Source organism: Flavobacteriales bacterium, assembly GCA_021739695.1.
Taxonomy (GTDB): Bacteria; Bacteroidota; Bacteroidia; order UBA10329; family UBA10329; genus UBA10329.
In genome coordinates this window covers 52,276-66,003 of record JAIPBM010000019.1, presented here as the reverse complement: position 1 = coordinate 66,003, position 13,728 = coordinate 52,276, and the positions used below count along the sequence as shown (strand labels likewise).

General features: G+C 43.1%; 13 protein-coding genes. 3 read left to right on the top strand and 10 right to left on the bottom strand.

Annotation, left to right across the window (positions count from 1 at the left end):
* Positions 1-40: 40 nt before the first annotated feature.
* Positions 41-598, bottom strand: coding sequence for a hypothetical protein (locus tag K9J17_12485; GenBank protein ID MCF8277542.1), 558 nt, complete (start codon positions 596-598; stop codon positions 41-43).
* Positions 599-857: 259 nt separating this feature from the next.
* On the opposite strand from K9J17_12485, the gene K9J17_12480 reads away from it, so the two are divergent.
* The gene (locus K9J17_12480; protein MCF8277541.1) at positions 858-1,646 is read left to right on the top strand and encodes a winged helix-turn-helix domain-containing protein; all 789 of its coding nucleotides are present in this window, start codon (positions 858-860) and stop codon (positions 1,644-1,646) included.
* 38 nt (positions 1,647-1,684) lie between these two features.
* Here K9J17_12480 and K9J17_12475 read toward each other — a convergent pair whose 3' ends face one another.
* Entirely contained in the window at positions 1,685-2,449 is a 765-nt protein-coding gene (locus K9J17_12475; GenBank protein MCF8277540.1) for a TIGR02757 family protein, read from the bottom strand.
* Positions 2,450-2,759: 310 nt separating this feature from the next.
* On the opposite strand from K9J17_12475, the gene K9J17_12470 reads away from it, so the two are divergent.
* A complete protein-coding gene (locus K9J17_12470) occupies positions 2,760-4,376 on the top strand; it encodes an ABC transporter substrate-binding protein (protein MCF8277539.1) in 1,617 nt (538 codons plus the stop codon).
* 3 nt (positions 4,377-4,379) lie between these two features.
* On the opposite strand, the gene K9J17_12465 is transcribed toward K9J17_12470, so the two are convergent.
* The 8 genes from K9J17_12465 to K9J17_12430 all read right to left on the bottom strand — a co-directional run bounded on the left by K9J17_12465 (position 4,380) and on the right by K9J17_12430 (position 12,404).
* The gene (locus K9J17_12465; protein MCF8277538.1) at positions 4,380-5,609 is read right to left on the bottom strand and encodes an energy transducer TonB; all 1,230 of its coding nucleotides are present in this window, start codon (positions 5,607-5,609) and stop codon (positions 4,380-4,382) included.
* A gap of 75 nt (positions 5,610-5,684) precedes the next feature.
* Positions 5,685-6,791, bottom strand: coding sequence for an endonuclease/exonuclease/phosphatase family protein (locus K9J17_12460; GenBank protein ID MCF8277537.1), 1,107 nt, complete (start codon positions 6,789-6,791; stop codon positions 5,685-5,687).
* Complete coding sequence (locus tag K9J17_12455) at positions 6,788-7,675, bottom strand: rhomboid family intramembrane serine protease (protein ID MCF8277536.1); 888 nt, start codon at positions 7,673-7,675, stop codon at positions 6,788-6,790. Before K9J17_12455 ends, K9J17_12460 begins: the two co-directional genes overlap by 4 nt.
* Positions 7,676-7,679: 4 nt before the next feature.
* Positions 7,680-8,426, bottom strand: a complete 747-nt coding sequence (locus K9J17_12450) for a rhomboid family intramembrane serine protease (protein ID MCF8277535.1) — start codon at positions 8,424-8,426, stop codon at positions 7,680-7,682.
* A 26-nt stretch (positions 8,427-8,452) separates the two neighbouring features.
* A complete protein-coding gene (locus tag K9J17_12445; protein ID MCF8277534.1) occupies positions 8,453-9,673 on the bottom strand; it encodes an alanine dehydrogenase in 1,221 nt (406 codons plus the stop codon).
* Complete coding sequence (gene tsaE, locus K9J17_12440; protein ID MCF8277533.1) at positions 9,670-10,098, bottom strand: tRNA (adenosine(37)-N6)-threonylcarbamoyltransferase complex ATPase subunit type 1 TsaE; 429 nt, start codon at positions 10,096-10,098, stop codon at positions 9,670-9,672. The genes K9J17_12445 and tsaE overlap by 4 nt, the downstream gene beginning before the upstream one ends.
* A 21-nt stretch (positions 10,099-10,119) precedes the next feature.
* Entirely contained in the window at positions 10,120-10,725 is a 606-nt protein-coding gene (locus K9J17_12435; GenBank protein MCF8277532.1) for an SET domain-containing protein, read from the bottom strand.
* A 125-nt stretch (positions 10,726-10,850) separates the two neighbouring features.
* Positions 10,851-12,404 (bottom strand): PglZ domain-containing protein, encoded by a 1,554-nt coding sequence (locus K9J17_12430; protein MCF8277531.1) that lies wholly within the window; start codon positions 12,402-12,404, stop codon positions 10,851-10,853.
* 62 nt (positions 12,405-12,466) lie between these two features.
* Between K9J17_12430 and K9J17_12425 the strand changes: the two genes are divergently transcribed.
* Positions 12,467-13,711 carry an HD domain-containing protein gene (locus K9J17_12425; protein MCF8277530.1) on the top strand — a complete coding sequence of 415 codons (1,245 nt, stop codon included), beginning with the start codon at positions 12,467-12,469 and terminating at the stop codon, positions 13,709-13,711.
* Positions 13,712-13,728 lie beyond the last annotated feature (17 nt).

The following is a 13,728-nucleotide window of genomic DNA, read 5'->3' as shown; positions in this document are numbered from 1 at the left end:
TAACAGTCAGGCGATTGATTACCAGCACGTCTTTATAAATTCAATTGACCTTGTCGCACGTAGTCCTATCGATTTTAGGATATTTCTGAACGCTTAATTTTCCTTCCACGTTCGAAATGGAAAATGGAATTTGTTCAAGCGTGCATTTCGGTTCAATCACAAATTGGATCATTCCTAGCACCTTGAAATCTTCGGTAGAATTGACCTTGAGCGTTTGAGTGTAAGTCGTGTTTTCAACTACAACATGGGTCATTTCATTCATCCACTTGTCCTTTTGCAAAGCAGAAGGAGGCACTTCGAGGAAAGAACTATCCAATAGCAGGAAATTATTTTCATGCAGCTTCATGCTAAAATATCCCTTGTAGTGAGCGGCTGAGTGCGGTGAAGCGAACCAACAACCGCTATCTATTTCCATCGCAGCAGTCAAAGCATATTGATTGTTTTCCAAAGCCTCAAGTTCGAGCGATAACCGATACGGATTCATGGCGTACGCCACGGAATCCTGAGCAGTATTGGTGTGGTGATGTTTGATTTCTTGGCTGTCGGCAGCACAGCCTGCGCCAATAAGAAGGATGATGATGGCCAATGTTCTGTTCATGACGTATTCTAGTTACGGGTTATCAATAATTGCTGAGACGAAGCTAGGTTAGATCATTCCCATTCATCGTAAATCGTGTGTAAATCATTGTAAATGAATGTAAAACATATCGAAGACAGCATTAAGCCAATAGCTTTGTGGCATGACTGATCACGTTTTTAGAATTCTTGGTTTCGCCTTCGTCAGCTTGCTGTTGTTCACAGCAACAGGAAAGGCTCAAAACGAGGCACAGGATGGCCAAACGAAAGTGGCGATGCGTATGATTGGTCACCAAGTATTGCTCAGTCTCGGTGATAGCACATCACGCGTGCTGCCGATAGAAAAGGAAGAGGCTGGTTATCGGATTCGATTCGACAAGGAATTTGGCTTTCATCCTGATTCGTTGGTAGCCACCATTGAACGAGTGGTCACAGAAACAAAAATGGCAGAACGTTATCTGGTCGAGGTGCATCAATGCGATTCTCACGAGTTGGTTTATAGCTATTTGGTTGCTCCGTTGCCCAATACAAGCATGCTTCCTTGCGGACAAAGATTACAGCCCGTTGGGTGCTACAGTTTATTGGTGACAATTATGGAAGCTGCGCCTGTTGTAATTGATGCGGAAACCACTTCGAGCGCTTCTCTCAACATTTTTTCAGGAGAATACGGAGAAGTATATCGCTTGCTTGCCATCCTGCTTTCAATTCTGTTCGTTTTGATCGGTGTTGTTTCATTTATGGTAAACCGAAAATCTGCGGTTGCCAACCTCAATATGGTGAGCATTGGCAATTACCAATTTGACCAATTGAATGCCGAACTTTGGCTAGGAGACGAACGGACGGAACTTACAAGTAAGGAATCAGATTTGCTTTTGCTTTTGCTTTCATCCGTAAATGAAACCGTTGAGCGCGAGCTTATTCTCAAGAATGTTTGGGGAGATGAAGGTGATTACGTGGGTAGAACCTTAGATGTTTTTATCTCAAAATTGAGGAAGAAGCTAGAATCCGACCCCAATATCAAGATTGTCAATATCCGTGGTATCGGCTACAAACTAGTGCTGAACGATTAAAGAAGAAACTGTCAGTCTATTCAACTTGCAAGTGTTTTTCACTCAAAAACACCCAATCCGAAAAGCGCATAATCGTATTTGACTGGATCTATCGGGTCTAAGGAACGTAGCGAAAGATCCAGTTCCTCAACGGCTTTCCAATCATCTTGCGTTCGCGATAGTAAGCCTAATTGCCTGGCGTTTCTACCCGAATGCACATCCAGTGGGCACGAAAGGATGGAAGTTGGGATTTGATTCCAGATGCCGAAATCAACGCCTTTGTCTGCCGAACGGACCATCCATCGCAAATACATGTTAATGCGTTTGGCCGATGAACCTTTCATTGGGTCGGCAACATGTTTCTGCGTTCGTTTTTCGTGAGGAATGGAGAAGAATTCGTTCTTGAAATGATGAATCGCGTTCTTCATGTTTCTATCATTCTTTGCGATTCCTGTGAGAAAAATTTCTTCCAACGAATCATGTTTGGAATACACGTTTTTGAGCGAACGCACAAAATGCTTCAGGTCATTTGCATTGAATGTACGATGGACGAATCCGTTAAATCCATTCAGATCCTTTTCTGAATGTTCCATTACAAACCGATACGGCTCGTTTCCCATCCGTTTCATAGCGCTATGGGCATTTTTGATGATGGTTGGCCGTTGTCCCCAAGCGATGGTGGCCGCAATGAGACCGCTTATTTCAATGTCCTGTTTTTCTTCGAAAAGATGCGGAATGGAAATGGGGTCAGTTTCAATAAAATCAGAATGGCAGTATTGCTCATACTTGTCATCCAACAATTGCTTGATCTCTTCAGTCGTCATCGACCTCAAAAATAGATAGGATCAGGCAAGCTGAACAGAGGTGGTCTTGTATTGAGATGATGAACTTTTTTGCGTTCAGTTATTCGCGAATATCGATTAACGAATTACGATTGTTGTGGTCAACGGTTATCATCTTTTGGGTGATACGTGGAGCCTGTAAATACAATCAATCATCTGGAAGTTGCTACGTGGAGAAATCGTTAATCGCTGTTCGTTAATCGTTTTTCGTCAATCGAAGAAGTAAACTATTGCTTTTTCTAGTAGAAATTAGAATCTGAACTTAGAATCTGCTCTGGCTATATTTGCGCTCATGCGCCCTAGTCTGTTCCTGTTTGTCATTATGTTCCTTGCTTCGTGCGCTGGACCAGAATCGAATTCAAACAAGACTGTTTTCCGTTACAACGAGAGCAAAGGCATCACTTCGCTTGATCCGGCACAGGCGCGCACCATGGGAAACATTTGGGCCACTACGCAGCTATACAACGGCTTGGTGCAGCTAAATGATAGGATGGAAGTGGAGCCAAGTATTGCCAAACGGTGGGAAATCAGCGAAGATGGATTGACTTACCGTTTCATCTTGAGGAATGATGTGAAATTCCACGACCACGAACTGTTCGCCAACGGAACGGGTAGGAGTGTGGTGGCTTCCGATTTTGAGTATAGTTTCAATCGGATTTTGGATGATAGAACACTTTCTCCTGGTCGTTGGATATTCAACGCAGTGAAAGAAAACGGTTTCAAGGCGTTGAACGATAGCGTTTTGGAAATTCAACTGAACCACAGCTTTCCTCCGTTTCTTGGAATCCTTTCCATGCAGTATTGTTCGGTGGTGCCCGAAGAAGTGACCGAAAAGCTTGGCAAGGATTTCGGGCGCCAACCTGTGGGAACTGGTCCTTTTAAATTTAAGGAATGGTACGAGGGAAATAAGTTGGTGCTTCATCGGAGTGAGGCTTATTTTGAGCTTGATGCGGAAGGAAATCGACTGCCGTATCTTGATGCTGTGGGCATTACGTTCATTCCCGATCCGCAGTCTATTTTTCTCGAATTCATGAAAGGAAACTTGGATATGCTTTCAGGTTTGGAAGATGGCAGCTACAAGGATGCGCTGATTACTCCCAACGGGAATCTTCAACCCGAAATGAAGGAGAAACTCGTTATGCTATCTGAACCGTTTTTGAATACAGAATACCTGGGATTCTTACTGAAGGATTCTGTGAATGGTAAGATCAACGTACTCAACGATAAACGAGTTCGGCAGGCCATCAATTACGGTTTCGACCGCGAGAAGATGATGCGCTACATCCGGAATAACATCGGTTCACCCGGCATTCACGGCTTTCTTCCAACTGGACTTCCGGGAGAAGAATTCAGGGTTGATGGCTATCACTACAACCCGAAAAAAGCCAAGGAATTGTTGGCGGAAGCTGGTTTTCCTAACGGAGAGGGTTTGCCCGAAATTCCCTTGTACACCACATCACAGTATTTGGATCTGTGCGAATACATGCAACATCAGCTTCAGGAAGTAGGAATAAAACTCAGCATTGAAGTCAATCCCGGAGCCACACATGGTGCTTTGGTGGCCAATTCACAAGTTCCATTCTTCCGTAAATCTTGGATTGCAGATTATGCCGATGCAGAGAATTACCTCTCGCTGTTCTATTCCAAAAACCTCACTCCAAATGGACCGAATTATACGCTTTTCTCCAAAGAAGCTTATGATTCTTTGTATGAAGCTTCTCTTTCAACCACTAACGATTCGCTGCGCTACCGCTACTATGCCCAAATGGACAGCATTATTGTAGAAGAAGCGCCTGTTGTGGTGTTGTATTACGACCAGGTTCTGCGGTTCGTACACACGAATATTTCGGGGCTCAGTTCAAATTCAATGAACGGATTGAGCCTGAAAACGGTCATGAAAATTCCTTGATCTTCAGTTAAGCTGGTAACGGATGGGAATTGTGAATTGAACGGGAACTGGCATGAAACTTTGTAACCCAGGTTGATAATAAGGCAAGTTTCTGATCACTCTTACCGATTCTGCGTCAAGTTGTGGGTCCGAACCTTTACGTATTTCCACATCATAAATGCCCCCATCAACGCCAACAATGTAGCTTACGTAAGAAACCCCCGTTATGCCATTCGTTTTACATTCGGCTGGATAATTGACAGATCTTCCTACAAACCGAAGCAAATCACTATCACTCCTTCTCGGACCAAATTGAGGCATGGATTCGACTAAATAAAAGCTGCGGTCAAGTTGTTTGACGTACCCTATTTCAGAGTCGTATGTTAGGCTGTCATTGATGGAATAGCTCTTTTGTTTGTTGTAATCTTTGGTTTTGTTCCAAAAAGTCCAATCACCAACCATAAAACCATTCTCAAACTTTCCGTTGTATGAAATTGCCCCGTCAATCTCAGGATTATACTCAACTACTCCGTGTAGCAGGCTATCTCTGAAATTGCGCACAATCATTTTTGTTCCATTATCATTATCATTAGAATACAGAATAAGTGATCCTGTTCCATTTTTCAAGTCTCCTTCGTAATACAATGGGAAATCGCCTGTTTTATTCGAAATCAGCGTAATAGGCTGCCCTTCGAAGTACTCAATCGACCAAATCAGCTCACCATCAGTTGAGTACGATTGCCATTCACCATTTTCTTTTCCATTCAAATAGGTCACTTTTTCTTTGAGTTGGCCATTGGAGTGATAGATTTTTTCATCGCCTTGTTTTATCCCATCCACCGCATTGTATTCCCCAGCAATTTTTCCATCAGGGAAGTAACTGACTTGTTTGCCGCTTCGTTTACCATCCAGATATTGACATTCTGCGACTACAACATCACCATCATAATACTTCCATGAACCATTCTTGAGATTGTCTTTATAATTCCCAACAATCTTAAATTTTGAGTTAGGCGTCATAATCCATTCACCTTGCTTTAAGTTGTTTATGTATGTGCCTCTAATCTGAATATGGCTATCAAAACTGTATGTATACTCGCCAAATTTGGTGGTCATATCAGATTTAATTACCCTGTACACTTCGCGTATGCCGGAATACTTGTCGTAAGACTTAATCTTTTTGGTTCCTTTTTGAGCCCAAGCAGGTTGTGAAAGGATGATGGATATGAGTAGGACTAAATGCGTTCGTTTCAATATATTCTAAATTTTTTGATGCTAAACTGATGTTTCAGAAGAGAGTTTGCAAGTAGTGGAAGTAGAATCACTTTATCAATCAATTTTGAGCTGTGCGCTCACAGCAAAATGATCTGAGAGTATCTGGTGATGAACAATATGTTCTGAAGAACCGAATTCTGAACTGAATAGGATATTGTCAATCCGAAAAAAGGGGATGCGAACATAGGTGGCTCCCAGTCCACGGCCAGATTTGGAAAAACTATCGGTCAGGCCTTTACGAATCGTCTGGTATGAATAAGAAGTTGGCACTTCATTGAAATCGCCACAGACGATGATTGGATAATGGCACGATTGAATGTGCGCAGCCACCTTTTCTGCCTGCGAGCTGCGTCTCTGGAAACCTTCCCTCATTTGCCGAATCACCTGTTTTCCTCCGTCTGTGTCCTCCAGCTCCTGTTGTTCCATTATTCGATTAAGAATGGCGTAATCCTTATCACTTAGTCCAATGCTCTGCAAATGAATATTGTAAATGCGTGTAGTATCACTTCCGATGAGCACGTCCGTGAAAATCCCCATGTTATTATGGGTTTTGTCAAAATAGACCACGCCTTTGTTCACTATAGGATACTTGCTAAAAGTGGCCATTCCAGTAAAACTCTTCCATTTCGTATTCGGATGATTCTCAAAATGGACGTATTTGACCGACTCCATATTAAGCAGAGTATCCATTCTTGGAAACCGTTGTTTATCACTATGAAAGAATTCTTGAATGCAGAGGATTTCTGGCTGTTGACTGAACAGAAAACGATAAATTGATAGTTCTGTATCGGTGTCTTTGATCCAATTGAATCGGTCAAACAACCGAACATTGAAGCTCATCACTTTGAAACCTTCTTCCGTTTCAGTTTTTGACGGAGGATTGAATTGAATGGTGGCTTGAACGTAATCCCATTTTATCAGGAGGAACGCGATATTTAAGAACAGGAACCATCTACGCTTCAGTATCCAATAAATGATGAAGCCAACGGTAATAGCCAATAGAATAGGGTAGGACATGCCAACTAAGGCCAAAGGCCAAAATTTTTCAGGACTGACGATTCCAGCCAAATACGAAAGCGAAAGGGCGATAAGCAGAATGATATTCAGAACGAACGCAAAGCGGTCAAACCAACCACGCACTCTAATTCCTACTTCGCTCATAATTCTTTGCCGACTTTAAACAGAATCTCTTTCTCTTTTTTGGAAAGGCTATCGTAACCCGAACGCTTTATTTTATCGAGAATTGCATCTATCTGTTCTTGTTTAGAGACCTTTTCAGCATTGTATTCTTGGTCTGTTTTAGCGCGGCTATGGACCACTTTTATCTTCTTGTTACCCTTTGGAAATCCATTTCTGCCCCATGATAAAGGCTTCAGGAAATCTACGGTCAAGTTGTTTCCTTGTTTAAGTTGAGTTGCAAACAAGAATCCGAAAAGTGCTCCGCCCAAATGCCCAAAATGGCCACCAGCATTTCCACTTGGAATAAGCAGAACATCTAAAACAACAGACACAAGTGCCACGTATTTCAATTTCACAGGGCCAATCAATACAAGATGCACCACGTAGTTGGGAACAGTTGTGGCTGCAGCAACCATCACGGCCAGCACAGCGGCCGATGCGCCTTCGGCAAATGACAATGAAACGTGCTGGTTGAACACCGGAAAGATGTTCATGGCAAGCACAAAAAAGATGGCACCAGAAAATCCACCAAGCAAATAAGTACTCAGCAATTTCTTACTGTCGAGGAAATTGAGAAAGATCGTTCCTCCAAAATATAGCCACATCATATTCACGAGGATGTGTAGAAAACCATCGTGAATGAACATGTGTGTGAGAATCGTCCATGGACGATAGAGTAATAATTCCAGCGATGAAGGCAATATGAGGTGCGCAGCGAATTGATCGAACGTACTAACTGTTCCTGTCAAATAAAACAGGAGTCGTAGTACCATCATTCCAAGAAAAACTCCGCCATTGATGTAGATCAATTGCATGAGAATGTTTCCCGTTCTGAACTGGAATTTTATGTCGTCCAATAAGGCCATATTCCTAAAAGCGCGAACCTTTTTTTCGCCAGATCTTTATCAGAATAAAGCCAAAGATCATTCCGCCCAAGTGGGCAAAATGCGCCACATTATCGCCAGGTCGGTTGCTTACGCCCGAAAACAACTCCATCAAACCATAACCGATCACAAAGTATTTGGCTTTGATAGGGAAGAAGAAGTAGAGGTAGATCATCGCATTAGGGAACATCATTCCGAAAGCTAAGAGTAAACCGAAAACCGCGCCCGAAGCGCCTACGGTTGGAACATTCAGTATCGAATTCAGCTTGGCCAACGCAGGATCAGAATAATTCTGATTCATTTCCAAAACAGACAAGCCTTCGTTTTTCACCATCTGAATGGCATCTGCAGAAAGTTGCGGTAAAATGGTGAAAAGCTCCACCTCCAAAATAGCCAAATGAATAAGGCCAGCTCCGAGGCCAGTAACCATGTAGTAAATGAGAAATCGCTTGCCGCCCCAATAATTCTCGATGGCATTTCCGAACATCCAAAGCGCGAACATATTGAAGAAAATATGCTCGAAGCTGCCGTGCATAAAAATGTACGACACCAATTGATGCGGCCTAAAGTATGCTGATTGAGGGATGAACAGTCCGAGAAGTTTTACGAGGTCAAATCCGTAGCGCCCAAAGGCCATGGTTGCCAAATAAAACAAGCCGTTGATGATGAGTAGATTCTTTACAACGGGCGGTAGAATATTGAATCCTCCTGGTCTTATCTGTTCATGCGACATCCTAACTTCCTCTTTCTTTTCCGTACTTAAAATGCTGCCATTATAAGGTTCAGGTCTTTGAATGGTAGGTCAAATGTTTTTGCCAAATATTCATTGGTAACCGAACCATTGAAGGTGTAAACACCATTGCGCAGACCTTGATCAAATCGCATCATATTGTTCAATCCACCAGCGTCAGACATTTGTAACATCATGGGCGAAAAAATGTTGCTCAGCGCCATGCTAGCTGTTTGCGCCACACGCGATGCAATATTTGGAACACAATAGTGCACCACTCCATACTTTGTAAAGGTTGGATGAGCATGATTTGTCACCTCAGAGGTTTCAATGCAACCGCCTTGATCGATGCACACATCAATGATCACCGATCCGAATTTCATGTTGCTCACCATTTCTTCTGTCACCAAAATGGGTGCGCGGCCTTTTTTGGAACGAATAGCTCCAATGACGACATCCGCATTTTCAAGAGCATTTGCCAGCACATCTGGATGAATGGTGCTGGTGTATAATCGTTGACCTATATCGTTCTGCATTCTGCTCAACTTTTGCAGCGAATTGTCGAATACTTTTACGGAAGAGCCCAATCCGAGAGCAGCTCGCGCAGCATATTCTCCAACTGTTCCTGCACCAAGAATAACCACTTCCGTAGGCGGAACACCCGTTACGCCTCCCATCATCAATCCTTTTCCGGCATTGACGTTTGAAAGGTATTCAGCAGCAATCAACACAACAGTGTTTCCTGCAATTTCACTCATCGACCGCACAAATGGATAACCACCATCGCTGTCGCGGATGAAGTCAACCGCAATAGCAGTCACCTGTTTCTTCATCAGACGTTTCAGGTAATTTTCGGGATGAACCGAAAGTTGTAAAGCTGAAATGAGGCATTGCTTCGGTTTCATCAGGTCAATTTCTTCCAATGAAGGTGGATCGACTTTGAGAATGATGTCTGCTTCGTAAACTTCCTTCGTGCTGTAAGCGATCTTAGCACCAGCTTCACTGAAATCCTTGTCTTCGTAGTGTGCGCCTTTTCCTGCTCCGGTCTCAACAATTACCCGATGTCCGTTGTGCACCAATCGGGCAACTGCTTCGGGTATCAACGCTACACGGTTTTCTTGAAGTGTGCATTCTTTTGGAATACCGATGAAGAGGTCTTGCTGGCTTTTTGCCACTTCCAACATTTCTTCTTGCGGCATTAGGCCGCCCGAAGCGGTAAGGGTGAAAAAACTGCCTTCTTTCTTGCTCATTTTGAGTGGTTTACAGTAATCATGCGTTGGTCATTTTTTACACGGATGTTCACCATTACGTGTTCAGTAGGAATAAGGTCTGAGGCCATCTCTGGCCATTCGATCAAACAAAGATACCCACTAAAGAAATAGTCTTCATATCCGATATCATAAAGTTCTTCTTCTGAACGAATACGGTATAGATCAAAATGATAAACAGGTCCAACAGCGCTATCGTATTCGTTTACCAACGAAAACGTAGGGCTGCTAACCTCATCCGAAATACCTATGTAAGCGCAAAACGCCTTGATGAGCGTGGTTTTTCCAGCCCCCATTTCTCCAGAAAACAGCATGATCTTCTGTTGTTCGGAAATGGTTTTAAGGTGTTCGCATACCAAACCAAGTTCTTGGACGGAATGGATGCTGAATTCTCTCGTGGTGGTCATATTAAGACCACAAAGTTAACCCTACTTTTTCTCTACTCCGTTGGATTGAGGGAAGTAATTCTTGAGAATGGATTCCATTTGCTTTTCGCCTTTGGAAACAGCCACAATTTCTGCCCACATGGCGTCAGATACGAGTTCTCGCAATGGTTGGTCGTGCTTTGGAATACTACCAAAAACCTTCAGCAGTTTTTTGTCCCAAACCTTGTAGTACCTGACCAGATCGTCTGGATAGACCACTTTTCGTTTGGTGCCTTCGTCAATACCTCTGAAAGGTGAAGGGATGTTCAGATAACCGTAATCATCGGTGAGCTGTTCGCCTGGATGAATATCGCGAATGGCAATTTCGAAATCGTAGGCAGTTGTCAGGCAGTTTGAGTTGAAACTGTGATTGACGTAGCGACCATTGTCCCAGCAAAGCACGAAGTTGCCATTGTTGTTTCTGAAAGTGTAATAATCGAGGATGTTCTGGTAAATTGGTTCTAGGCTTTGGAAGTCGAGAGGACTGAATTCACGATCCAACTTATCGAGCACCCAAGTGATGGTGCCTGCAGGGATAAATTCTGTTGCTACAACACCGTAGCCAATTTCATTGCTAATAAACTTCAGTTCAGTTTTTGGGTGTATCATTTTGACGATTTCAAGCGCTAGGTTAAGCTTGAATTATTGCATCAAAATTAGATTGGGAAACACATAATAATTCAACCCGATAAAATTCTATTGGGTTGATTTTCAATCTATTGAATTGAAGGTTTCTACTTACTGCCCAAATGTACGATCGGAATCATCATTTCTTCCAACGAAATGCCACCATGCTGGAAAGTGTTCCTGTAATAATTCACGTAGTAGTTGTAGTTGTTCGGGTAGGCGAAGAACTTGTCCTCTTTGGCAAAAATGAATGACTGACTCACATTGACCTTCGGAAGTTGTGCATCGTGCGGATTACGAACTGAGAACACATCGCGTGCTTCGTAGTTCAGGTTTTTGGCCTGTTTGTAACGCAGGTTGGTGTTCGTGTTCTTATCGCCAATTACCTTGCTTGGTTCTTGCACACGTACCGTTCCGTGGTCGGTAGTTATCACCACATTCACATCGTAGTCGGCAATACGTTCCATCATGTCTTTCAATGGCGAATGTTTGAACCAACTTAGCGTGATGGAACGGTAAGCAGCTTCATCATCGGCCAATTCGCGGATCATCTCCATTTCTGTACGTGCATGCGAAAGCATATCCACAAAATTGTAGACGATCACATTCAGGTCATTCTGCATCAAATTCGGAATGGTATCCACCAGTTTTTTGCCCGCTGCGTGATTGGTGATCTTGTTATAGCTGAATTTTTGGCTCAGATTCAATCGCTGAAGTTGATCTCGAAGAAAATCTTCCTCGTACATGTTTTTTCCGCCTTCATCTTCATCGTTCAGCCATTTGTCTTTGAACCTGCGTTCAATTTCAAGCGGAGTGAGGCCGGCAAAAATGGCATTACGCGAATATTGCGTTGCAGTTGGAAGAATGCTCAGGAAAATATCCTCGCTTTCTAACTTGAACATGTCCAAAACTGCTGTTTTGATGATCTGCCACTGATCCCAACGTAGGTTGTCAATCAATAGCATGAACGTTGGTTTTCCCTTTCCAACTTTTGGGGCAATCTTATTCTTGAAAACGGTGTGTGACATGGTCGGATTATCTTCCGATTTTCCAGTCATCCAATCCAAGTAATTACGTTCAACAAACTTGAAGAATTGCGCATTGGCCTCTGTTTTCTGTGAGCTGAGGATTTCTGACATTCCGTCTTCTTTGCTGCGTTCCAACTCCAATTCCCAATGCACCAGTTTGCGGTAAATGTCTTTCCATTCCTGATAATTGAGACGGTCGCCTAAACGCATTCCGATCTCTCGGAATTCGCGCTGATAGCTATGGCTGGTCGCTTCGGCAATCAATCGTTTCTTATCCAGATTCTTCTTGATCGTCAACAATATCTGATTCGGATTGACGGGTTTTATCAGGTAATCGGAGATTTTGGAACCGATGGCCTCTTCCATAATGTGCTCCTCTTCGCTTTTGGTGATCATCACCACAGGCACACGATTATTCTTATTCTTCATTTTAACCAGCGTTTCCAATCCAGAAAGCCCTGGCATGTTCTCATCTAAGAACACAATGTCGAAATCCTTCTCATCAAAAAGATCAAGGGCATCATCACCATTTGTAGCAGTCTCTACCTCAAATCCCTTTTCCCTAAGGAAGAGTAAATGCGGTTTCAGCAAGTCAATCTCATCATCAGCCCAAAGTATCCTCAATTTCTCCATATCGTATTTAGTTAATTTCGTGCCCGAAGGTTGCCAAAGTTAGCACCTTAACGCGGGCTATTTTGATAAAGTATAACAAGCGAAAGATATTCAACGACCCTGTCTACGGGTTTATAACAGTCCCGTATCCTATAGTGTTCGACATCATCGAACATCCGTTTTTTCAGCGTTTACGCAGAATAAAACAGCTTGGACTCACGCATTTGGTCTATCCTGGTGCGTTGCACACGCGCTTCCATCACACCTTGGGAGCCATGCATCTGATGGGAATGGCCATTGAGGAATTAAGGGCCAAAGGATATTCCATCAACGATGAAGAAGCTGAAGGCGTAACGCTGGCCATTTTGCTCCACGATATTGGTCATGGTCCATTTTCGCATGCTTTGGAGCATAGCATTGTTTCGGGCGTGACGCACGAAGATCTTTCTGCGCTTTTCATGGAACGATTGAATAAGGAATATGCAGGAAAATTGGATGTAGCTATTTCGATATTCAATGATGACTATCCGAAGCGGTTTTTACACCAGTTGGTCAGCAGCCAGTTGGATATGGACAGGCTTGATTACCTGAAACGCGATAGTTTTTTTACTGGAGTTTCTGAAGGAATTGTCGGTTCTGACCGCATCATCAAGATGCTGCATGTGGTGGATGATCAGTTGGCTGTTGAAAGCAAAGGCATTTATTCGATAGAGAAATTCATTGTGGCCAGAAGGATCATGTACTGGCAGGTTTACTTGCACAAAACCGTGCTTTCTGCTGAATACCTGTTGATCAACATTCTTAAACGTGCCAAGGAATTGACCGAAAAAGGCGAGGAGCTTTTTGCAACTCCTTCGTTCAAGGTCTTTTTGGATAGGAAAGTGACCCGATCGGATTTTGAAAATGAACCTGATCTGTTGGCCCGTTTTGCGGAATTGGATGATTTTGACGTCTTGACGTCAGTCAAAGTCTGGAAACATCATCCAGATTTCGTGCTTTCTAAGCTTGCAGGTTTTATGGTTGATAGGAAATTACTGAAGATCAAGATGTATTCAGAGGCAGTTTCCAATGATCTTCTTGTTCGCTTGAGGAAAGCGCTCGCTGCCGATTGGAACATCACCGAAACGGAAGCTGCTTACTTCGTTTTTACGGAATCGATAGCCAATAGCGCTTATGATCTGAAGGATGACAGGATCAATATCCTCTTCAAAAACGGAGAAGTGAAAGACCTGACTGAGGCTGCAGACACACTAAGTTTGAGTGTTCTTTCAAAACCAGTAGAAAAATACTTTCTTTGCCTTCCAGCTCACCTTACCAACCAACTTTAAACCTGCTTGCCGATCGG